Genomic DNA, 20,466 nt, shown 5'->3' on the forward strand with positions numbered 1-20,466 from the left:
ATGGAGAATATTTATGACGGTGTCTGGACTGGAATGTAGACAATATTGGCCAAAAACCGTATTAGACATCAGTCTTATGCCTGTTATTGTCGACAATCTGTGGTGCTTTGCCGCCTGTGAAAATGTGCGGGTGGGCAATCTAAGTGGTTGATTTATGGCTGTGTTTTGAATGCCAACTGATCCGAATGGCGCCGCTGGGGTATACGATGGGGCGATATAACGATTTCAATTGCGCCCGAAGGCTGCGTTTTTAGACTGAATTTTGATACCATAGTGCCGCATAATTATAAAAGTTACGACAGAGGATCCATTTTGTTGGTAGAAGAAACTGGAAAGTCCACAGAGACTAACCAGAAAGGGGGCCTGTTTGCCCGTTTTCTGGCGACCGTTGAGTGGTTGGGTAACCTGTTACCTCACCCCATTACCCTGTTTGCCAGTTTGGCAGTCTTCATCGTTATCCTGAGCGGTATCCTGGGCTATTTTGATGTAGCCGTTGCCGACCCTCGACCCGTGGGTGCCAAGGGGCGGGATGCGGATGGCATGATTGAAGTGATATCGCTGGTCAGTGCCGAGGGCCTGCAGCGCATCGTGACCGGCCTGGTCACCAATTTCACAGGCTTTGCACCGCTGGGTACCGTGCTGGTGGCTCTGTTGGGCGTGTCTGTAGCCGAGCATTCGGGCTTGTTGTCCACGGCCATGCGTGGTCTGGTAATGAATGCCTCCAAGCGCATGGTAACCGTAACCATCGTGTTTGCCGGTATTCTTTCCAACACTGCATCAGAGCTGGGGTACGTTGTACTGATCCCCCTTGCTGCGATGATTTTCCACAGCCTCGGCCGTCACCCGTTGGCGGGTTTAGCCGCTGCATTTGCCGGGGTGTCCGGTGGCTACAGTGCAAACCTGTTGCTGGGTACGGTGGATCCGTTGTTGTCGGGGATTACTGAAGCAGCGGCACACATGATCGATCCCGAATACAGCGTTGGGCCGGAAGTGAACTGGTATTTCATGTTCATCAGTACCTTCGCAGTGGCGTTTATGGGCGCCATGGTGACCGAGAAAATCGTTGAACCGCGATTGGGTAAATACGATCCCAGCGAAGCGTCTGTTGAGCTGGAAAAGCAAGACATGGTGCCGCCTACTGCGCAAGAGAAAAAGGCCCTCAAAATGGCGGGTCTGGCGTTTGCCATCACCTGTGGTGTGCTGGCCCTGACCATCGTGCCGGAGAACGGTATTTTGCGGAATCCAGAAACCGGTGGAGTGGCAGGTTCGCCGTTCCTGAAAGGCATTGTGGCGTTTATTTTCATCACCTTTGCCATCCCGGGCTTCGTATATGGCCGTGTTGCCGGAACGATGAAAAACGACCGTGACATCATCAACGCCATGTCAAAAAGTATGGGCACTATGGGCTTGTATATCACGCTGGTGTTTTTCGCTGCCCAGTTCGTGGCGTTCTTCAAGTGGACCAACCTGGGCACGGTGTTGGCGGTGAAAGGGGCAACGATGTTGCAAGCGCTGGGGCTGGATGGTCCGGAAGTGTTTATCCTGTTCATCATCATGTGTGGCATTGTAAACCTGTCATTGGGCAGTGCATCTGCACAATGGGCAGTGACCGCACCGATATTCGTGCCGATGTTGATGCTGATTGGCTTTGCTCCTGAAGTGATCCAGGCGGCTTACCGTATCGGAGACTCGGTGACCAACGTTATCTCACCGATGATGAGCTATTTCGGTTTGATCCTGGCCATGGCTGCACGCTACAAGAAAGACTTGGGCATGGGTACGCTGATAGCGACCATGTTGCCCTACAGCATGGTGTTTGTGGTCGGCTGGACTATCTTGTTCTACGTCTGGGTGTTCTTGTTGGGCATGCCGGTAGGTCCGGGGGCAGCAACCTACATCGGTCAGTAAACGCCGGGCGCATTTTCAGCAAACGTAAAAGGTCCATTTGTGGGCCTTTTACGTATCAGGGCGGTTGAAAGAGGGAAACGGACATGAAGTACAAAAATACACAGGGCTTTGATCATGGTCAGGCCGACCGGATTGGTGTGTTGGTGACCAACCTGGGCACCCCCGACGCCCCCAATCGTGGCGCGCTGAAAACCTATTTGCGTGAGTTTTTATCTGATCCGCGGGTGGTGGAAGTGCCACGTGCATTATGGTGGTTGATCCTCAACGGTGTGATCCTGAATATCCGCCCGTCTCGATCTGCCAAAGCCTATCAGGGGGTCTGGACCGACGAAGGCTCACCGTTGCTGATCCACACCCGCGACCAGGCCAAGGCGTTGGCGGATAAACTGTCTCAGCAATATGGCGAGCAGGTGGTGGTCGAGTTTGCCATGCGCTATGGCAACCCCAGTATCAGCACGGCGATTGACCGGCTGTGTGCCCAAGGGGTGCGCAAATTGTTGGTATTGCCGCTGTACCCTCAATACTGTGCATCCACCACGGCATCAACCTTCGATGCGGTGGCCGAGGACTTTCGCCAACGACGCTGGTTACCCGAGTTGCGCTTTATCAATCACTACCATGACTACCCGCCGTACATTCAGGCGTTGGGGGAGAGCATTAAAGCCCACTGGGCAGAACACGGTCGCGCACAGCGCCTGATCATGTCCTACCATGGCATCCCCAAACGGTACCTGACCAACGGCGACCCTTATCACTGTGAGTGTCACAAAACTTCCCGGTTGTTGGCTGAATACCTGGGGCTGGAAAAAGACCAGTACATGACCACCTTCCAGTCCCGTTTTGGTCGGGAAGAATGGTTGCGTCCCTACACCGATGAGACCCTCAAAGCGTTACCCGACCAGGGGGTGCACGAAGTGCAGGTGGTGTGTCCCGGGTTCTCGGCAGATTGCCTGGAAACCATCGAAGAGATTGGCGAAGAAAACCGCGACTATTTCCTGCACGCCGGTGGCAAGCGCTATGAATACATCGAGGCGCTGAACAGTCAGCCTGCCCACATCGATGCGTTGCTGTCACTGGTTCAGCAGCACCTCAATGGCTGGACGCTTAGCGAAGACTATGATGGGCGAAAGGCCCGGGCTGATGCCTACACCTATCCTGAGAGTAACGGCTGATGGACAAACCAAACGTGCACATTCCACAGGAGTTGCAACAGGCCCAACGGCTGGCGCAACTGCTGGACAACGCAATACGCATTCCAATCATTGGCTACCGGGTCGGCTGGGATTTTCTGATCGGTCTGATCCCCGGTGCTGGTGATATAGTGATGGCGCTGATCGGTGCCCGGATGTGGTTGCTGGCCCGTCGCATGGGTGCGCCAGGGCACATTCAACGGGCCATGATCCGTAATCTTGTACTGGATGCTTTGTTTGGTCTGATCCCACTGGTGGGTGACCTCATTGACCTGTTTTTCAAAGCCAACCAGACCAATGTGCGCATGCTGGAACGCTGGTGGAACGAACAACACCAGCAGGCACTAAAGGCGCAAACTGGTGAAAAAATGGCTCAGTGGAGTGCTCAGCAACAAGACTGAACCGGGGCATTCATCGCTTTTATAGGGGTTAAACACCAGTGATGATTTGTCATTGTCGGGGCTTGTCATCTACGCTGGGATGACAGCGCTACCGGAGCACCCTATGAAAATTTACGAGACCCGCACGGCACCCAATCCTCGCCGTGTGCGAATTTTTCTGGCCGAAAAAGGCATCGACATGGACTATCAGCAGGTCGACATCCAAGGCGGTGAAAACCTGTCTGACGTCATGCGTCGTCGCAATCCGATTGCCAAAATTCCCATCCTTGAACTCGATGACGGTACCTGCATCAGTGAATCGGTGGCCATCTGCCGCTACTTCGAGGTGTTGCATCCTGATCCTCCGCTGTTCGGCACATCGGCCTTAGAACAGGCCACTATCGAGATGTGGCAGCGGCAGATTGAATTCGGTCTGATGAACATGATTGGGTTGTGTTTCCAGCACAGTACCGGGTATTTCAAGGACCGCATGACGCCAGTGCCGGAATTTGGCAAGGTTGCGGGTGAGAACGCCATCGCCTATCTGGACGTATTGAATACGCGCCTCGGTGAAAGCCCTTATTGTGCAGGCGATGTATTCAGCATTGCCGACATCACGGCCTTGTGTGCGATTGATTTCGCGAGGGTGGTGAAAATCCGTCCCGGCGAGCAACACACCCATGTGAAAGACTGGCATGCACGGGTCAGTGCCCGTCCCAGTGCGCAGGCCTGAGCCATGATCAGTCTGTACACGGCGGCAACGCCGAATGGCTGGAAGGCCTCGGTTACCCTGGAAGAAATGGGCATGGACTACACGGTACATGCCCTGAATCTGGCCAAAGGCGAGCAAAAAACCGCAGATTTTCTGGCCATCAACCCCAATGGCCGCATCCCTGCGATTGTTGATCACGATAACGACGATTTTGCAGTGTTTGAGTCGGGCGCGATCATGTTGTATCTGGCGGAGAAAACCGGCCGGTTAATGCCCACGGATGCCAAACAGCGCAGCCAGGTGATCCAGTGGCTGATGTTTCAGGTCGGTGGTGTCGGGCCAATGTTGGGACAGGCCAACGTGTTCTATCGCTACCTGCCGGAGAAAATACCCACCGCCATCGATCGTTACCAGAACGAAGGGCGTCGTTTGTTTGAAGTATTGGATGGTCACCTGGCCGATCGGGAATACCTGGTTGGCGACTATTCCATCGCCGACATTGCTAACTGGTGTTGGGTGAGAACCTATAAATGGTCGGGTGTGTCAGTTGACGGGCTCGAACATCTCAACCGTTGGCGCAAAAGCATTGAGGCCCGGCCGGCGGCACGACGGGGCGTGGAAGTTCCGGCACCGATAGATCCAGAGGCGCTGCTGAAAGGTGCCGCCAAGGTGGTCACTCGCTAGAAAAGGGCGTCATCCACAGCGCGTCATCATTAAGCGGGGTGTTATCCGGCAAGGTCGGGTTATCAAGACGGTGTACCCGTCGTTGTTCGAGCTTGAGGGTATCTAAGGCCCGCTTATGGGCCGGATAGCTGAGAAACAACTGCTCGAAGCTGCCGTCTTCGATGGCTTTGCGCAACCCGTATTCCAGACGTTGGGCCAAGTCTGGCCGTGACGGGTCGACAAAAAAGTACATCGCACTGGGGTAGACCAGCAGGTGTTGTTGCTCCACCGCCAGCGAACCGCCCAGAATATCCAGCTCCGGTAACACTTCCAGCACCGAACGGGGAAAATAGTCAACGATGCCGGTCTGGACCAGCTTTCCCAGCGTGGCGTGCCAGGTTTCTTTGGCGACCTGCAAGCCTGCGTGTTCAAGAATGGCGACATCCGGCCAATCATGGCCTTGCACAGCGACCAATTGGCCCAACTGTCTCAGCGTGGTGATACTGTCAAAGCGGGATTGGTCCTTGGCCCTGATCAGGAACACCCGATGACCAATCAGGCCTTTTAGCAATGGTATGCGTACCGGCAGTGCCTGTTGCTCCCGTTCCCGGTTTGTGACGGTCCACATCACGTCAAGCTGATGGGCTTGCAAGCTCAGGAACTGGCGACTCTGACGCATCGACGTTTCTATTGCAGTCAGTTTGACCGATTCATATTGGGGCGTGGATTTGTCCACTGCCAACGCCAGCAGGGCAATGAAATAGTCACCGTACTCGGCGATGGTGTCGGTGTTGTTCAGGTAACGAATGGATGCGCTGTCGTCGGCCGACAGATCGAAGGGGAGCCAGATCAGACTGAACAGTGCTATCAGTCTGATGCGAGAAAACACACAGAGCATAGGGCACGTCGCTTAATGAAGTTACTTCAGTGTGGCACAGCGACGCGCCTCTGTCATCTGCCGGGACTAATCCCGCCAGCGCCGGGTCAGGTCCTGGTAGTCGTCGATGCGACGGTCACGGAAATAAGGCCAGATGCGCTTAACCTGCTCGGTTCGGGTCATATCAATGTCGACCACCAGATTTTGCGCCTCATCGATGCCGGCTTTAGCCAGGATCTCACCCTGCGGGCCTGCGACGAAACTCTGTCCCCAGAACTGGATCCCCGGGTCACCGTCGACCGGTGAGGCTTCAAAGCCGGTGCGGTTAGCGACCACCACCGGTAAGGAATTGGCAACGGCATGGGCCCGTTGAATGGTTTGCCAGGCATCATGTTGACGCAGGCGCTCATCTTCGCTGTCGGTCATGTCCCAGCCGATGGCGGTGGGGTAAAACAGCAGATCGGCACCACGCATCGCCATTAAGCGAGCCGCTTCCGGATACCACTGATCCCAGCACACCAGTACGCCCAGACGTCCCACGCTGGTATCAATGGGTTCGAATCCCAGGTCGCCGGGCGTGAAATAAAACTTCTCGTAAAACCCCGGATCATCGGGGATGTGCATTTTACGGTATTTGCCGACCATGCCTTGCTGTCGGTCGAACACCACCGCGGTATTGTGGTAAAGGCCTGAGCCACGCTTTTCAAATAAGGATGTGATCAGTACCACGTTGTGCTTGGCGGCGACGTCGGCAAAGTAGTCGGTGGCGGGACCGGGAATGGTTTCCGCCAAATCGAAAAAGTCGGTGTTTTCCTGCTGGCAGAAATACAACGTGCTGTGCAGCTCCTGCAACAGGATCAGTTCACAGCCCTGTTCGGCCAAAGTGGCAATCTGTTCGGCGCTGGCTTGCCAGTTGCGTTGCTTGTCATTGTCCGCAATGGCTTGTTGTACCACGCCAACGCGCAATGTTGATGAAGTCATAGAATTACACCTCGGTGGTTAACTGGGCGAGTACCTCGCCTTTCAGCGTACCCTTAGGTACCTGCATGCTGATGCAATGGATGCTACCAAATTGCTGGACCAGCGGTAAGGCGTCAATCGCAACCACCTGAAAACCGGGATGGGCGCGTTGCACGATCTCCAGCGCCTGCTGGTCTTGTGGTGCCCCATACACCGGGAACAGGATTTGCCCGTTGCTGATCAGGTAGTTGGCATAAGATGCCGGTAATCGTTCACCCGCCGCATTGACGATACAGGGCAGGGGCAGCTCGAAAATAGTATGTTCAGGGCAGTGTTGACGGCATTCTTCGACCAGGTCGCGCAGGCCATCATGATGGGGATCCTGTGGCACATTAAACGCACTTTGGATCACCAGCCCCTGGCTTGGGGTAAACCGTACAAGCGTGTCAATGTGACCGTCGGTGTCATCTCCTTCCAGATGACCATGCTGAAAAATGCTCACCCGTGTGGCGCCCAACTGCTGTGCAAATGCAGCCTGGTAGGCACTGAGCGATTGATCACCATTGCGCTCGGGGTTTTGCAGACACAGGGCAGTACTGAGTAAATGACCCTGTTGATCGATTTCCAGTGCGCCCCCTTCGCATACCATGTCGACAAACCGCATGGGCTCTACGCACATCGACGCCAACACATTCAGGTTGATGTCGTTGTCTTTGCGGGCGTCGAATTTGTTGCCCCAGCCATTGAACACATAACTCAGAGGGACCCGTCGCTCGCCGCTGGCAAGGGTCAGGAAACCATAGTCCCGCACCCAGGTGTCGTTGTAATCGGCTTCGACCAGTAACACGCCACTGAGATTGTCCGCCATGGCTACAAAGTCGGGCTTTGCCTCGCTGCGGATCAACAAAATAACGCCCACGCCGTTTGCTGTAATGGCTTGCATCAGCGCCAGGTAGGTTTGTCGCGCTTCCACCAGCCAGGGGGCCCAATCGGTATGTTGGTCCGGCCAGGCCAGAATGATGGCTTCCTGCGGCGCCCATTCCGGCAATAATCGTTCAACAGATGTCATAGAAATCCTTAAAAACCCAAGGTCACGGATTATAGAAGTTGTTGTGTTCTGCGTCTGCTACTGGTCGCGATCTTTTTTATTGCCAGTGGCGTTGAATCCCCAGATAGACGCTGCGCGGTTCGCCGATAAAGTAACGTTCGTTGCCAAAGGCATAGTCCGCCCGCTCTGCGTAGGCGGAATCCGTCAGGTTTAATGCCTGCAACGTCACTGTCCAGGCGTCATCTAACTGCCACCGGGCCCTGAGGTTCAGCAGATCATGCCCCGCGTAGCGGGCGCTGTTTTGCGGATCGGTATAGTAATCGCCCATATGCACCCATTCCAGGTTGACCGCCAACTGCTCATCGGGACGCCATTTCAGGCCCACGCGGCCCATGTGGCGGGGGGCAGTATCAATGTCATTGCCTTTCACGTCGCCGTTACTGAAGGCATAGTCGTCGCGATAGGTATGACGTGCCAATGTAGCGGCGACGGACACCCGCCACTGTGCATTGATCGGTTGCTCGAGCTGCAGCTCCACACCCTGGTGGCGGGTAGCCCCATCATTGACCTGCCGGCGTTCACTGTCCTGGAAGATGACCCGGGACTTGGTAGCCAGGTACACCGACAAGTCTATCCAGCCTTGTCCCACCGGTGAGCGCCAGCCGACGTCCACTGAGCGCAGTAATTCGGTTTTCAGATCGGCCGTGGTTTGTCCCCCTTGCAGGCGGAACAATTCTGTGGCCTGTGGTGCTCTGAACCCCTGGCTGACAGAGGTATACAACTGGCCGTCATTGTCGAGCTGATAGCGGGCAAAGGCTCGTACAGATGTCTGACCGTAGGATTTGGACTGACTGGCAGGGCGGGTAAAGCGACAACCATTGATGTCGGGCGCACAGGCATCACCGTCAGGAAGATGGTTGCGATAGTCATACTCCAGCCAGTCGTAACGCACACCGGCGCCCATATGCCATCGATCACTCAGCGCCAGTTCACCGCGTAGATAAGGGGCCATTTGACGGCTGATAACGGTGTAGTCGTAGTGGCTACCAGCCGGCACGGTGGGTGAAAACGGTTCGGCTTGTGTTTCTTTCAGTCCGCCCTCGGTCCATTCTGAGTCCACGCCCCATTGCCACTGCACGTCTTCGGATTGATGGAAGCGTGCCAGTTGCACACCAATACTGCGATGGTGATTGGATTCCGTTGCCTGCCAGGGCAGGTAGTGCTGCAAAAACGTCATCTGATTCCAGCGCAGGTAAGGGGTGATCTGCCAGCGTGATTGTTCGCTGTCAGTAGACCGCCAGTGGCTGGCAATACGCACGCTTTGCGCGTCTCTGAACGCTTCCGGGTTGGGATTGCTGCGTCGCAAAACGGGGTCGCGATAGGCGTCTTTACCCTGTACAAAACCGGCCGTTTCCTGATTCAGGTTGGTCGCCGTGAAAGTGGTCTTGCTGTCCCACCCGGCACTTTCGTGTTGATGCACCAGTGTGGCTTTTTGTTGATCAAAGCCGCTGTCGGCCTGGTAGCCATTGTCACTGGTGCCGTTGATGTAAATGCCGGTGCTGGCGTGCTGGGTGTGCCAGCGGCTGGCCAGTGTGGCATGGCGATACACGTGAGGACCAGCCCGCAGGGTGAAATCATGACCTTGTTCGCTGCGGGGCTGTGGGGTAAGCACGTTGATCACGCCGTGCTGGGCATTGCTGCCGTACAACACACTGGCAGGACCGCGCAGTACATCGATACCGGTGGCCTGTTCAGTATTGGCATCAAACAGTTGATTGGCATTGCAAAAGCCGTTGGCACGCAATGAAACACCGTCTTCGGCGATCAGAAAGGCACCGCAACTGCCGGCACCGGTCAGCACCGGCGAGCGGATCGCCGTCAGGTGTTCCTGTCCGTTCCCGCGACTGACCCACGCGCCAGGAACACGGGTCACAAGCTGTTGCATATGCTGGTGGCCGGTTTGTTGTATGGCGTCTTTTGACAGCAGGGAAAGGGCAAAGCTGGTGTCCTTCACTGCGATACCGGGTTGACGGGTGGTTACCGTGATCTGTTCCAGCTCAGTGTTTTGTTGGGCGTTACCAACAGCACTGAAAAGGGACAAAAACAAAAATGATTTCAGAGGCTTAATCAACACAGTTTCAAATCAGGGAATTTGTCGGCAATTATCCCTCAAACCCGCCCGGAGGTGAATCACTTACGCCGATTGACTTAATCGCTTTAATCGATTGCTCAAAGTTTGTTCGATGACTACTTTTAAGAAGGCAAACACTGTCCATTTCTGGAGATCATCATGTCACTGAAAGGTTCACAAACCGAGCAAAACCTTAAAGATGCGTTCGCCGGCGAGTCCCAGGCTAATCGCCGCTACCTGTACTTCGCTTCAAAAGCCGATGTGGAAGGTTACAACGATGTCGCAGCCGTATTCCGTTCCACGGCAGAGGGCGAAACTGGACACGCCCACGGTCATCTGGAGTATCTTGAAGAAACTGGCGACCCGGCGACCGGATTGCCCTTCGGTTCAACCCAGGACAACCTCAAAACGGCCATTGCCGGTGAGACTCACGAATACACCGATATGTACCCGGGCATGGCAAAAACGGCGCGGGATGAAGGCTTTGATGAAATCGCCGATTGGTTTGAGACCTTGGCTAAAGCAGAGCGAAGTCATGCCAACCGCTTCCAGAAAGCCCTGGATACCCTGGATGCCTGATTGGGGCTGACAAGCGCAGTGCCCATTGGGCACTGTCCACTGACAGGATTTGATTATGTGCGCTGGCAAAACCACCCGCGAGGGCAGTCTCGAGGCGCCCACGCGCCACCCGATAAATTGGCAGGATGAGGCGTTCTGGGATCCACAAGCCCTGGAGCAGGAACTGGAACGGGTATTTGATATCTGTCACGGGTGCCGACGTTGTGTGAGCCTGTGCGATGCATTCCCCACCTTATTTGATTTGGTCGATGAATCAGACACCATGGAAGTCGACGGTGTCGACAAGCAGGACTACCACAAAGTCGTAGAGCAGTGTTATCTGTGTGACATGTGCTACATGAGCAAGTGTCCGTATGTACCGCCACATGAGTGGCAGGTGGACTTCCCGCACCTGATGCTGCGTGCCAAAGCACAGCACTTTCGCGCCAACGGCGCTTCGCGAAGGGACACCTTGCTGACCAGTACCGACAAGCTGGGCAAACTGGCCAGCATTCCGGTGGTGGATGTGACCGTCAATGCGTTGAATCGCAGCCCTGCATTTCGCGGCGTGCTTGAGTCGCAATTGGGTGTGCACAAAGACGCGCCCGTTCCCGAATACCACCACCGCACCCTGCGCAAACGGGTTGCGCCTATGCTGAAAACGCTGCCCGCCGAGTCTGTCGGTCGAACAACCGGCAAAGTGGCGCTGTTTGCGACTTGCTACGGCAACTATAACAGCCCCCACCTGGGCGAGGACCTGGTCAAGGTGTTTCAGCACAATGGTATTGGTGTCGTTTTGGTGGACAAGGAGCAGTGTTGTGGCATGCCCAAGCTGGAACTTGGCGATCTGGATGCGGTGCATCGCGCCCGCGCGAACAACATTCCCGCCCTGTATGAGAAAGTCCAGCAGGGCTATGATCTGATCGCGCCGGTGCCTTCCTGCGTATTGATGTTCAAACAGGAGTTGCCGCTCATGTACCCGGATGACGAGAAGGTTCAGGCGGTCAAAGCGGCCTTTTTCGACCCGTTTGAATACCTGTTCTTGCGGCATAAAGAAGGCAAGCTGAACACCGACTTCAAGACCGGTCTGGGCGATATCAGCTACCACGTGGCCTGTCACTTGCGGGTACAGAACATTGGCCTGAAAACCCGCGATGTGCTGGCGCTGATACCGGATACCCGGGTGGATGCTCAGGAGCGTTGTTCCGGCCATGATGGTACCTACGCCGTCAAGGTGGAAAGTCATGATAAGGCGGTGAAAATTGCCCGACCGGTGGTGCGTAAGATTGACCAGGCCAAGGCCGACCATCTGGCCAGTGATTGTCCGATGGCATCGGCACACCTGGCAGCACTGGCGGAAGGAGAAATACAACCGACACATCCGTTGACGCTGTTGGCGATGGCTTATGGGTTGACCGATGGGGAGTAGTGCAATGCAGAAATTACATCGAGAGCAGCTGATGTCACTGGAGGAATATGCCGAGCAGCGCGCTGCGTTCCGACGGGACGTCATGGCACATAAAAAGCACCGTCAGGTGCCTATTGGAGCTCACTTGCGTCTGTTGTTCGAGGACTACACCACCATCCACTATCAGGTACAGGAAATGCTGCGCATTGAACGAATATTTGAGCGCAGTGGCATTGAAGAAGAACTGGATGCCTACAATCCCCTCATCCCTGATGGCACCAATCTCAAAGCCACGATGATGATTGAGTATGCCGATCCTGACGAGCGCAAGCGACAGCTGGCAACCATGATTGGTATCGAGAAATGTGTCTACCTGCAAGTGGATGGTTTTGATCCCGTGCACCCGATTGCCAACGAAGACTTATCCCGTGAAACCGAAGAGAAAACCTCGTCGGTCCATTTTCTGCGTTTCGAGTTCAGCCCGGACATGATCCGTGCCTGGCTGAGCGGAGCAAGCGTGTGGATTGGCGTGGAGCATGCCGCGTATCATTATGGCCCTCTGGCATTGCCTGCTTCGGTGCAACGGGCGCTGGGCGAAGACTTTTCGCCGCTGGAAGTAACCCATTAGCGGTCTACTTAAGGTGGCGTCCGCCATCCAGATACAGGCAGCGGCCGGTGATGTAGTCGCTGGCGAGCAAATAACGCACTGTGTTGACTGCTTCTGACGGTCCCGGACACGTCTCCAACAGCGACTTTTTCAGCGCTTTGGCACGGTAAGCCTCGTCATCTCCCTCATTGAACATCAGTAGCGCCGGCGCAATGCTGTTGACCTTAACCGCAGGTGCCAGGCGCTGCGCAAAAGACAGGGTCAGGTTATGTAATGCGGCTTTGCTGGCGGCATACGCCAGGTGTTTGGCGCTGCCTTTGTCCTGCACTCCATCCGTCATATGGATGATGTCGCCTTTGATGTTGTCAGCCCCTAACATGTCGGCACAGGCAAGGTTGATCTGGTAGGGCACCTGGACATGGATGTTCAGCATCCGGGCCATGGTTTGCGCGGCTGGGGTACTTTCACTTTCGGCCTCCCAGTCTGAGGCATTGTGAATAATGGCACGCAGTCGATCGTGATGGGTTTTCAGGTAATGGATGAAACGTTCGATGCCTTGTTGTTCCGTAAAATCGGCTTCAATCAGGGTTGCACCGGCGGCTTTGAGTGTCGCCAGGCCGGGCCGTTGGCTGCGATAGGTGACCAGCACATGATGACCATCGGCCAGCAGGGCCTCGGCAACTGCCAGACCGATGCGCTGTGCACCTCCGGTAATTAAAATCGGTGCGGGAGAATGTTCCATGGACTTACTTGTTCGGACCAGTTTGCGCCAGTCTATGTCAGTCGTCTTGATTTACCAAGGGCAGGGCAAAAATACCCCTGTTCAATGCATGGATGAAATTGTACCGCGGATGCGGTAGCGTGGACAAAAACGGAGGGTATGGCATGGCACAATGGCTTGATGGAACCGTCGTTAAGCGTATTGGCTGGAACGATCATTTATTCAGTCTGCAAATCGATTGCGCAGATTTCCCGGCGTTTACTGCCGGTCAGTTTACTAAATTTGGTCTTCGTATCGATGATACCAAGGTGTTATCGCGTCCCTATTCTCTGGTCAATGCCCCGCAACAACCCTTGCTGGAAATCCTTGCTGTGCCAGTTGAAGAAGGGCAGTTATCGCCGCAGTTACATACCCTTAAAGAGGGTGATCCCCTTTGTGTGATGGCGCCGGCAACCGGTTTTCTGGTGATCGATGAAGTGCCGGATGCAACAACCCTGTGGATGATGGCGACCGGAACCGGTGTCGGGCCGTTTTTATCGATTTTGGCGGATCGCACGGTATGGTCACGGTTTGAGAACATAGTGCTGGTCTATGGTGCCAGAACCCAAGCGGATTTGGCGTATATGCCCCTGTTGCAGCAATGGCAACAGGACTATGCAGGTCGTTTCCGTTTTGTGCCTGTGGTCAGCCGCGAGGATAATCCTGGCGGATTGCGAGGACGTATCCCTGGCTTGATTGAAAACGGTGAATTAGAAAAAGTGGCCGGTGTGACGTTAGCACCCGCCAATCAACACGTGATGCTGTGTGGCAATCCCGACATGATCACTGAAACGGTTGCGGTACTTGAACAGCGCGGCATGCACAAGCATTTACGCCGAAAGCCTGGTCACGTCAGTCTGGAGCGGTATTGGTAATCTAATTGAGCTGTTTACGTTTGAGAATACCCAGCTCGGCGATGACATCCACCAAGGGAATAAATCCCGCAGGTGTTGACAGGTTGACGTAACCATAGGCCCGTTCAACCAGAATATCGCCGTATTGACTGGCGCGTTCGGGCTGCGGGGAAAAATCGACCGCCATATTGTCCACATTGACCCATTGGGTGGGGCCACCGGTCGCCGCAAAAGCAATGTCCAGTTCGGCATGTTTGACGCTGGTGGCCAATGCATAGCTGTCGAGTGCCGCCATGACCATGCGGATCATCGAACGCTCATCGGGTGCCGATGCCATTTGTTGCTGCAGCAGATGCTGTGCGTGAAAAATATCAATCATGGCCACATCCTTCACTGTAAAGTGTCAAAGTAACCGAGCCCCCGTCAATGTGCAACTGTTGCGCCTGGGTTAGTTGTAAAGCAACGGGCGTCGGTCAGATCATCTGCGTTGAACGTGATTTTCCCCCGCTTCACTGCTAACGTTAAGGCATGGAAGGCAGCGATATGGAAGCCGATGTTCGTTACCGTCGGTAAGGCCGCTGCCCATAACCTTGTGTGTGACCGTGCACGGACAAGCCCCCGTCGGGCAGCGTGTTTGCACCTCATAATGAATTTATCAAGGCGATATGTTGTTGCTTCAACGGGCGTTGCTCAGTGTCTGTCTGTTGCTGTTTGCACCACGAGCGATGCCATCGGACACGACTCTCAGGGTAGTGATCGGGGATGTCGATTATCCTCCGTATTATGTCCAGCAACAGGGCACCCTGACGGGCCTGGGCGTGCGGCTGCTCGACGCCATTGTGGCGCGTACTGATCTGTCGTATACCGTGACCCGGCGCCCCTGGTCTCGGATGCTGTCGGAACTGGCCGATGGCCAGCATGATCTGATGCTGGTCTTGTACAAAACCCCTGCACGGCAACAACAGTTTGTGTTTCTGCCTCAGGCGTATGCCCAGGAGCCTATTGTCTTGGTGTGCCAGCGGCCCTGCCCTATAAAGTACACCGGCTCGTTATCGACCTTGCAGTCTCACTTTGTGACCGTGACGCGCAACTACTCCTACGGGCAGCATTTTGATAAGGCTCGCCACATACAACGGGATTTTGTCGAAACCGAGGAGCTGCTGTTCTCGCTAATGGCGAAGGATAAAATACCCTTGACCATCGTATCCCTGCCGCGCCTGTTATGTGCTGATGATGTGCAACAGATCCTGCCTCATTACCGCATCCTCAAACCCAATGTCTCTGAGGAACAGGTGCACTTTGCATTGTCGAAAAGCAGCCGCGATGCGGCGTGGTTTACGCCGTTTTCAGCGGCCTATTTGGAAGTAGTGCGCAGTCCTGAATTTGCCCGCTGGTTACGTTTTTTTACCAGCACTGCCAGTTCCAGTCCCTCCATTTGCCCACCGGTACGATAAGCCACACCTTGCCGCGCATAAAATAATACTGGTAATGCAAATAGGAATAGTTTGCATTAATTATTCAGTCTCGGTATAGTCCCGCCAAATATTTAGCCGTACTTTTACTAAGGGAAAATGATGTTTGTACTTTGTCGTCGCGCTGCGTTTTTCACTGCCGCGTTTGTTGCCTCTTTGCCTGCTACCGGTATTGCCGCGGAAAACATGTTTGGTGTGGTCAAAGGCGCGGAAACTTTGCCTCAGGATGCCATGGAAATCTATCAGAAGGTTAACCGTCGCAGTGACAAAGGTCAGGGTGATTACACCGCTTATGATTTCGTGACAGAAGTGGAATACGGTGTGAGCAACCGTTTTTCTGCCGCTGCCGGCCTGAAAATGATGCGTCTTGATACACAGGGCTTGATCATTGATGGGTATCTGCCCAAGGCCAACGATATTGGCCTTAAGCTGAGTGGTATCGAGTTCAGCGGCAAGTACATGTTTTTGAGCCCGGCCAAAGACGACATCGGCCTGTCCATGTACATGAGTGCAAATTATGATTGGATTGACCCTCATTCCGGACAAGATAAAGACACCTTGTCTTTTGAAACGGAATTACTGACTCAGAAGTATTTCCTCGAAGGCGAGCTAATTTGGGCGACTAACTTGGGTCTGGAAGCGACCTATGCTGATCGTGCTGCTATCGATGATCTGCCGGAAGGGTTTGAGTGGCCGACTGACCCTGAAATGGAGCTGGAACTCAAGTTCGGAACCGCCATGACTTACCGGGTTGCACCAAAATGGTTTGTCGGTGTTGAGGCGTTTTATGAAACCGAATTTGAAACAGAAGTAGGGCAAGAGCGCTGGAGCGTGTTTGCCGGACCGTCTATTCACTATGGCAGTGCTACCTGGTGGGGAACGCTGGCCTTTTTAACCCAGCTCGAAGGTGGCGGGGAGCAATACGCAAACCAATCTGATACGAGCCTACACCTGATTGAAAAGACCAAGCAGGAGCTGCGTCTGGCGGTTGGTTTTAATTTCTAGGCCGCAATGGTCCAATTCATCACTGCCCGCCTGAGCGGGCAGTATTGTCAGAGGATAGCGAACAATGGACAAGCATCTGATTAACAGTTTGTGGTTTATGCCGCTGACCGTTATCGCATCACCCGCCTTTGCGGTGGATTATTTCAGTATTGAAGAAGCGCAGCAGTTGCTATATCCGGATGCAACGGCATTTACGGCGGCCAATCTCAGCTTAACCGATGAGCACAAGTCAACCATCAAATCGCTGGCCGGAACCCGACAACGACAGAATGAACAACCGGTGTGGCGGGTGGAAAAGGACGGCGAGTTACAAGGCTGGTTCATTATTGATGACGTTGTCGGTAAGCATGAATACATCACTTATGCCACAGCAATCGACCAGCAGGGTAACGTGTTGGGGATGGAAATTCTGAGCTATCGTGAAACCCACGGCGGTGAGGTTAGACGGGAGAGCTGGCGCGAGCAGTTTGTCGGCAAAACAGCGGGTGATACCTTTAAGTTGGACGAAGATATCCAGAACATCAGCGGAGCCACCCTGAGCTGTCGAAACCTTACCGACGGGGTAAAACGTTTGCTGGTGATCCATGAACAGTTCTTGCGCCCCGCACAATGATGAGCCCGTTCGGCGTGTCCAGCCCCTGCTAGGTACCTTTGTTGAAATTGGGCTTTGGTCAAACCGAATGTCGCGCTCAGCATTGCTGGAGATTTCCCGGCATGCTTTTGCACGCATACGGGTTGTGCAGGACCGATTGAGTGCCCATAACCGAGACAGTGAATTGGGATTCCTTAATCGCCATCCCGGCCAATGGATCCCTCTGAGTCAGGACGCTCGTCGGGTGCTGTCACTTGCCCGGTCGATGGGGCGCCTGAGTCAGGATCGTTTCAATTGCACCGTTGGCGGTGCGTTAGTTTTGCGAGGTGCGTTGCCGGATCTTGGTGGGCCACTATCACTCCCATCAGGTACCTGGACGGACATAGACATAGACGGCAATAGAGCCCGTCTGCTTCGGCCAGTACGCGTTACTTTAGATGGTATTGCCAAGGGATACGCGGTTGATTGCGGGATCGCCGAACTAAAGCGGTATGGTGTTGATGGAGGGTGGATCAATGCCGGTGGCGATGTTCGCCACTTCGGTGCCCAGAGTCTGAGCGTTATGGTAGACTCACCGCGTTTGCGGCGTGGCGGACTGACGTTGTGCAATGCTGCTGTTGCCTCTTCACAAATTCGCTACGCACCGCGTGAGGGGCATCCGGCTACTTATGTTGGTGAGGCAAAGGAGCAAGCATTGCTCAGTGTTAAGTCACCGTTTGCCTGGCGTGCCGATGCGATGACCAAAGTCTTAGCCGCCTATCCTCCTGAACAGCGCAGTGCGGTGGCTGCTGCGTTCAACAGTGAATATCTCTGAGAGTCATAAACCCATGCGACGTCTAAAAGGTTATCCCCGACTTTTTTACCCCTTGTTGTTGTTGGCACTGTTGGTGGTTATCGCCAGTGGTGTGTTGATGACTCCGACAATGCTGGAATTTAAATTAGCCTTGTCTCAGCCGTGGCGCGTTCCGGGTGTATGGTGGACAACTGTTGCCGGCAGCCATGCAGCCAGCGGATGGCTGGTCAGTCTGCTGGTTGGCGCATTGTGGTCAGTACATATGCGCAGTCATTGGCGCAAAAAGCAACAGCGCGTCACCGGGTTGGTCAACGGCCTGTTGATGCTGGTGTTAGGCGCTACAGCGATAGGCCTCTACTATGCCAGCGAGGAAGTCAGTCAATACTGGTTGGCATTGTTGCATGTAGCCGGCGGTGCTGGGTTTTGTGTGTTTTTTGTGGCCCATGCTTTTGGACGTCGAGCGACAAATGCACTTGACTAATTCCCGTCCAGGTTTGCGCCTATCCACACCACTCCATAGGGCGGTATGCTGAGGGCGTCGCTGGCCTGATAGTGTTTACCGGTCAGCAGGTCATCGCCGGCCGCCTTGGGGCCCAACGCTTCAAGGATGCGTCCATCGAGAGACTGTGTTTGCTCACTGAAATTGAACAATGCCACCAGGTGTTGGTTGTTCAGGTGCCTGGCCACGGCAAACACGTGATCATTGTACGGTGTCAGTATGTCGGTTGCTCCTTCACCGAAGATGGCATGGCGTCGCCTGACCGACAGCATATGCTGCAGGCTATCGACGATACCATGGTGAGGGTTGGTGCCGTGCAGGCTGGCGTCGATGATATCGTCTGTTAACGCCACGCGGTGTACCCAACGATCGTCATGGCGCTTGTCTGGGTCGCTTTGATAGCTGTAGTCATTTAATAACCCCAGCTCGTCACCGCTGTACAGAACCGGAATGCCGCCGATGGCAAACGTCACAGCGTGCAGCAGCAATATGCGTTTTACCGCCAGTTCAATCAATGCCGGATCATCTTTCTCTATCGCCTGTTCGAGCCCGGCCAGCGAGGCCATCGATCCACACACCCGACAGTCACCGGTCTGCGGATTGTCTGCAAAGGCCACGCCGGTGGCGAATGAGCCCTCAAAACGGCCGGTGTAAAACTGATTCAGAAAATGGCGGTGATCGGTGCCGTTGATCCCCAACGACGCGGCGACGTCATCATCGAACGTCCAGCCGATGTCATCGTGACAACGAACATAGTTGACCCACGCGCAATCCGGCGAAATGGCGAAGCTTTTCTGCATCGACGCCGTCAGCAGGCGGGTCTTACGGGTCGCCAGACTGTTCCACAGCAATGCCATTAACAGCGGATTGTAGGACAGCTGACATTCCTCGGCGTCGATGTATTTAACCACTTCATCGGGATGAACGATGGCTTCGGATTTAAACACCACCGCGGGCGCTGCAATCTGTAGACAACAGTTGAATGCCTGGATCAGTTTGTGCGCATTGGGTTGATTTTCACAATCGGTGCCCATCTCTTTCCAGATGAATGCCAGGGCATCCAGACGCAGGCCTTCACAGCCAATATTGGCCAGAAACAGCATCTCTTCGGTGATCGCCTTAAACACCTCGGGATTGGTGTAATTGAGATCCCATTGAAAGCTGTTAAAGGTGGTCCATACCCATTTTTGTGCAGCGTCATTCCAGGTGAAGTTACCGCGCCGTACCTGGGGAAAAATTTCCCGCAAGTGATGCTCATACTGGTCCGGCACGGTTTTATCATCAAACAGGTAGTAATAATCCTGATACACAGGGTCTCCCTGTTGAGCGGCGAGGGCCCAGGGGTGATTGTCGGCAGTGTGGTTAAACACAAAATCCAGTACCAGACTGATGCCGGCATCCTCGAGGGCTTTGGCCAGGGCACGTAAATCGTCAATGTCGCCGAGGGCTGGATTGACCCGTCGATAGTCAGACACCGCATAGCCACCGTCACTGTCACCTTCGGGCACCGCATACAATGGCATCAGGTGCAGGTAATTGATCCCCCAGGCCTGCAGATACGGGATGCGTGCTTTGAGACGTTGTAAGTCACCGGCAAACAAGTCGACGTAGCAGGACATGCCGACCCGATCCTGTGATTTATACCAGTGGGGATCTTTCAGGCGTTGCTTGTCCAGCGCTTTCAAACGGTTGTTGCGTTGCAGGAAACCTCGCAGCAACCGCTGCACCAGATCTTCACAATGGAAATGCAGGTCGTACCGCGACGGGTATATGTCGAGTAACAAGCCAAACAAACGTGGAAAGTGCGCGTTCAAACGTTGTTCGAAGGTACGCCGCTGGCTGGGGTTGAGCCCCTGCCAATCCAGATTGTTGACAATACGTTGCAGCGTCACACTGCTTTCTTTACCGACATTCATTGTTCAAGCCTATCGTTTCAACTTACACGATTAAGTTAGCACTGATCAGTGTTGTGATCCACTGTTTGTAGCGAATATTAGACAAAATGATTAACAATGTGTTTACAGTTGTAAATTCTTTTGCTAGCTTTAC

At 54.3% G+C, this 20,466-nt stretch carries 21 protein-coding genes; 14 read left to right on the plus strand and 7 right to left on the minus strand.

The window, feature by feature from the left end; genetic code table 11:
- Positions 1-315: 315 nt before the first annotated feature.
- From LJ739_RS15805 to LJ739_RS15825, 5 genes are all read left to right on the plus strand, one after another.
- Positions 316-1,908 carry an AbgT family transporter gene (locus LJ739_RS15805; RefSeq protein ID WP_229162068.1) on the plus strand — a complete coding sequence of 531 codons (1,593 nt, stop codon included), beginning with the start codon at positions 316-318 and terminating at the stop codon, positions 1,906-1,908.
- Between the two features lie 83 nt (positions 1,909-1,991).
- Positions 1,992-3,080, plus strand: a complete 1,089-nt coding sequence (gene hemH, locus LJ739_RS15810; RefSeq protein WP_229162069.1) for a ferrochelatase — start codon at positions 1,992-1,994, stop codon at positions 3,078-3,080.
- Positions 3,080-3,499, plus strand: a complete 420-nt coding sequence (locus tag LJ739_RS15815; RefSeq protein ID WP_229162070.1) for a DUF4112 domain-containing protein — start codon at positions 3,080-3,082, stop codon at positions 3,497-3,499. Before hemH ends, LJ739_RS15815 begins: the two co-directional genes overlap by 1 nt.
- A 103-nt stretch (positions 3,500-3,602) precedes the next feature.
- Positions 3,603-4,211 (plus strand): glutathione S-transferase family protein, encoded by a 609-nt coding sequence (locus tag LJ739_RS15820; RefSeq protein ID WP_229162071.1) that lies wholly within the window; start codon positions 3,603-3,605, stop codon positions 4,209-4,211.
- Between the two features lie 3 nt (positions 4,212-4,214).
- Entirely contained in the window at positions 4,215-4,874 is a 660-nt protein-coding gene (locus LJ739_RS15825) for a glutathione S-transferase family protein (protein WP_229162072.1), read from the plus strand.
- On the opposite strand, the gene LJ739_RS15830 is transcribed toward LJ739_RS15825, so the two are convergent.
- From LJ739_RS15830 to LJ739_RS15845, 4 genes are all read right to left on the minus strand, one after another.
- On the minus strand, positions 4,864-5,751 hold the full coding sequence (locus LJ739_RS15830; RefSeq protein WP_229162073.1) for a transporter substrate-binding domain-containing protein: 888 nt from the start codon (positions 5,749-5,751) through the stop codon (positions 4,864-4,866). The two genes, LJ739_RS15825 and LJ739_RS15830, sit on opposite strands and share 11 nt — an antisense overlap.
- Before the next feature lie 66 nt (positions 5,752-5,817).
- Entirely contained in the window at positions 5,818-6,711 is an 894-nt protein-coding gene (locus LJ739_RS15835; protein ID WP_229162074.1) for a carbon-nitrogen hydrolase, read from the minus strand.
- A 4-nt stretch (positions 6,712-6,715) separates the two neighbouring features.
- Positions 6,716-7,759, minus strand: coding sequence for an agmatine deiminase family protein (locus tag LJ739_RS15840; RefSeq protein ID WP_229162076.1), 1,044 nt, complete (start codon positions 7,757-7,759; stop codon positions 6,716-6,718).
- A gap of 76 nt (positions 7,760-7,835) precedes the next feature.
- The gene (locus LJ739_RS15845; protein WP_229162078.1) at positions 7,836-9,845 is read right to left on the minus strand and encodes a TonB-dependent receptor; all 2,010 of its coding nucleotides are present in this window, start codon (positions 9,843-9,845) and stop codon (positions 7,836-7,838) included.
- 183 nt (positions 9,846-10,028) lie between these two features.
- Here LJ739_RS15845 and LJ739_RS15850 point away from each other — a divergent pair, with 183 nt between their 5' ends.
- Genes LJ739_RS15850 through LJ739_RS15860 form a run of 3 tightly spaced genes read left to right on the plus strand, consistent with a single transcriptional unit; the run spans position 10,029 to position 12,463 of the window.
- Positions 10,029-10,448 (plus strand): rubrerythrin family protein, encoded by a 420-nt coding sequence (locus LJ739_RS15850; protein ID WP_229162080.1) that lies wholly within the window; start codon positions 10,029-10,031, stop codon positions 10,446-10,448.
- Positions 10,449-10,503: 55 nt separating this feature from the next.
- A complete protein-coding gene (locus LJ739_RS15855; RefSeq protein ID WP_229162082.1) occupies positions 10,504-11,856 on the plus strand; it encodes a heterodisulfide reductase-related iron-sulfur binding cluster in 1,353 nt (450 codons plus the stop codon).
- A gap of 4 nt (positions 11,857-11,860) precedes the next feature.
- Positions 11,861-12,463, plus strand: a complete 603-nt coding sequence (locus LJ739_RS15860; protein ID WP_229162083.1) for a DUF3501 family protein — start codon at positions 11,861-11,863, stop codon at positions 12,461-12,463.
- Positions 12,464-12,467: 4 nt separating this feature from the next.
- Here the strand turns inward: LJ739_RS15860 and folM are convergent, their stop codons facing one another.
- Complete coding sequence (gene folM / locus LJ739_RS15865; RefSeq protein ID WP_229162085.1) at positions 12,468-13,184, minus strand: dihydromonapterin reductase; 717 nt, start codon at positions 13,182-13,184, stop codon at positions 12,468-12,470.
- A gap of 143 nt (positions 13,185-13,327) precedes the next feature.
- On the opposite strand from folM, the gene LJ739_RS15870 reads away from it, so the two are divergent.
- Complete coding sequence (locus LJ739_RS15870) at positions 13,328-14,077, plus strand: ferredoxin--NADP reductase (RefSeq protein WP_229162087.1); 750 nt, start codon at positions 13,328-13,330, stop codon at positions 14,075-14,077.
- Between the two features lies 1 nt (position 14,078).
- Here the strand turns inward: LJ739_RS15870 and LJ739_RS15875 are convergent, their stop codons facing one another.
- Positions 14,079-14,435: a hypothetical protein gene (locus LJ739_RS15875; RefSeq protein ID WP_229162089.1), complete on the minus strand. Its 357-nt coding sequence runs from the start codon at positions 14,433-14,435 to the stop codon at positions 14,079-14,081.
- Between the two features lie 286 nt (positions 14,436-14,721).
- On the opposite strand from LJ739_RS15875, the gene LJ739_RS15880 reads away from it, so the two are divergent.
- From LJ739_RS15880 to LJ739_RS15900, 5 genes are all read left to right on the plus strand, one after another.
- Positions 14,722-15,510: a substrate-binding periplasmic protein gene (locus LJ739_RS15880; protein WP_229162091.1), complete on the plus strand. Its 789-nt coding sequence runs from the start codon at positions 14,722-14,724 to the stop codon at positions 15,508-15,510.
- Between the two features lie 120 nt (positions 15,511-15,630).
- Positions 15,631-16,533, plus strand: a complete 903-nt coding sequence (locus LJ739_RS15885) for a DUF6662 family protein (RefSeq protein ID WP_229162093.1) — start codon at positions 15,631-15,633, stop codon at positions 16,531-16,533.
- A gap of 64 nt (positions 16,534-16,597) precedes the next feature.
- On the plus strand, positions 16,598-17,146 hold the full coding sequence (locus LJ739_RS15890; RefSeq protein WP_229162095.1) for an FMN-binding protein: 549 nt from the start codon (positions 16,598-16,600) through the stop codon (positions 17,144-17,146).
- The gene (locus LJ739_RS15895) at positions 17,118-17,939 is read left to right on the plus strand and encodes an FAD:protein FMN transferase (protein ID WP_229162096.1); all 822 of its coding nucleotides are present in this window, start codon (positions 17,118-17,120) and stop codon (positions 17,937-17,939) included. The genes LJ739_RS15890 and LJ739_RS15895 overlap by 29 nt, the downstream gene beginning before the upstream one ends.
- Before the next feature lie 13 nt (positions 17,940-17,952).
- The gene (locus tag LJ739_RS15900; protein ID WP_229162097.1) at positions 17,953-18,399 is read left to right on the plus strand and encodes a hypothetical protein; all 447 of its coding nucleotides are present in this window, start codon (positions 17,953-17,955) and stop codon (positions 18,397-18,399) included.
- Here LJ739_RS15900 and LJ739_RS15905 read toward each other — a convergent pair.
- Positions 18,396-20,333 (minus strand): alpha-amylase family glycosyl hydrolase, encoded by a 1,938-nt coding sequence (locus LJ739_RS15905; protein ID WP_229162098.1) that lies wholly within the window; start codon positions 20,331-20,333, stop codon positions 18,396-18,398. The genes LJ739_RS15900 and LJ739_RS15905 overlap by 4 nt on opposite strands.
- Positions 20,334-20,466 lie beyond the last annotated feature (133 nt).

Origin of the sequence: Fluctibacter halophilus (assembly GCF_020687825.1) — a bacterium.
In the GTDB taxonomy this organism is placed as follows: domain Bacteria; phylum Pseudomonadota; class Gammaproteobacteria; order Enterobacterales; family Alteromonadaceae; genus Fluctibacter; species Fluctibacter halophilus.

What these genes read in the sequence shown, in the direction of transcription:
- hemH (WP_229162069.1), top strand. Translation starts at nt 1,992, where the DNA reads ATGAAGTACAAAAATACACAGGGCTTTGATCATGGTCAGGCCGACCGG.
- LJ739_RS15815 (WP_229162070.1), top strand. Translation starts at nt 3,080, where the DNA reads ATGGACAAACCAAACGTGCACATTCCACAGGAGTTGCAACAGGCCCAA.
- LJ739_RS15820 (WP_229162071.1), top strand. Translation starts at nt 3,603, where the DNA reads ATGAAAATTTACGAGACCCGCACGGCACCCAATCCTCGCCGTGTGCGA.
- LJ739_RS15825 (WP_229162072.1), top strand. Translation starts at nt 4,215, where the DNA reads ATGATCAGTCTGTACACGGCGGCAACGCCGAATGGCTGGAAGGCCTCG.
- LJ739_RS15830 (WP_229162073.1), bottom strand. Translation starts at nt 5,751, where the DNA reads ATGCTCTGTGTGTTTTCTCGCATCAGACTGATAGCACTGTTCAGTCTG.
- LJ739_RS15835 (WP_229162074.1), bottom strand. Translation starts at nt 6,711, where the DNA reads ATGACTTCATCAACATTGCGCGTTGGCGTGGTACAACAAGCCATTGCG.
- LJ739_RS15840 (WP_229162076.1), bottom strand. Translation starts at nt 7,759, where the DNA reads ATGACATCTGTTGAACGATTATTGCCGGAATGGGCGCCGCAGGAAGCC.
- LJ739_RS15850 (WP_229162080.1), top strand. Translation starts at nt 10,029, where the DNA reads ATGTCACTGAAAGGTTCACAAACCGAGCAAAACCTTAAAGATGCGTTC.
- LJ739_RS15855 (WP_229162082.1), top strand. Translation starts at nt 10,504, where the DNA reads ATGTGCGCTGGCAAAACCACCCGCGAGGGCAGTCTCGAGGCGCCCACG.
- LJ739_RS15860 (WP_229162083.1), top strand. Translation starts at nt 11,861, where the DNA reads ATGCAGAAATTACATCGAGAGCAGCTGATGTCACTGGAGGAATATGCC.
- folM (WP_229162085.1), bottom strand. Translation starts at nt 13,184, where the DNA reads ATGGAACATTCTCCCGCACCGATTTTAATTACCGGAGGTGCACAGCGC.
- LJ739_RS15870 (WP_229162087.1), top strand. Translation starts at nt 13,328, where the DNA reads ATGGCACAATGGCTTGATGGAACCGTCGTTAAGCGTATTGGCTGGAAC.
- LJ739_RS15875 (WP_229162089.1), bottom strand. Translation starts at nt 14,435, where the DNA reads ATGATTGATATTTTTCACGCACAGCATCTGCTGCAGCAACAAATGGCA.
- LJ739_RS15880 (WP_229162091.1), top strand. Translation starts at nt 14,722, where the DNA reads ATGTTGTTGCTTCAACGGGCGTTGCTCAGTGTCTGTCTGTTGCTGTTT.
- LJ739_RS15885 (WP_229162093.1), top strand. Translation starts at nt 15,631, where the DNA reads ATGTTTGTACTTTGTCGTCGCGCTGCGTTTTTCACTGCCGCGTTTGTT.
- LJ739_RS15890 (WP_229162095.1), top strand. Translation starts at nt 16,598, where the DNA reads ATGGACAAGCATCTGATTAACAGTTTGTGGTTTATGCCGCTGACCGTT.
- LJ739_RS15895 (WP_229162096.1), top strand. Translation starts at nt 17,118, where the DNA reads ATGAACAGTTCTTGCGCCCCGCACAATGATGAGCCCGTTCGGCGTGTC.
- LJ739_RS15900 (WP_229162097.1), top strand. Translation starts at nt 17,953, where the DNA reads ATGCGACGTCTAAAAGGTTATCCCCGACTTTTTTACCCCTTGTTGTTG.
- LJ739_RS15905 (WP_229162098.1), bottom strand. Translation starts at nt 20,333, where the DNA reads ATGAATGTCGGTAAAGAAAGCAGTGTGACGCTGCAACGTATTGTCAAC.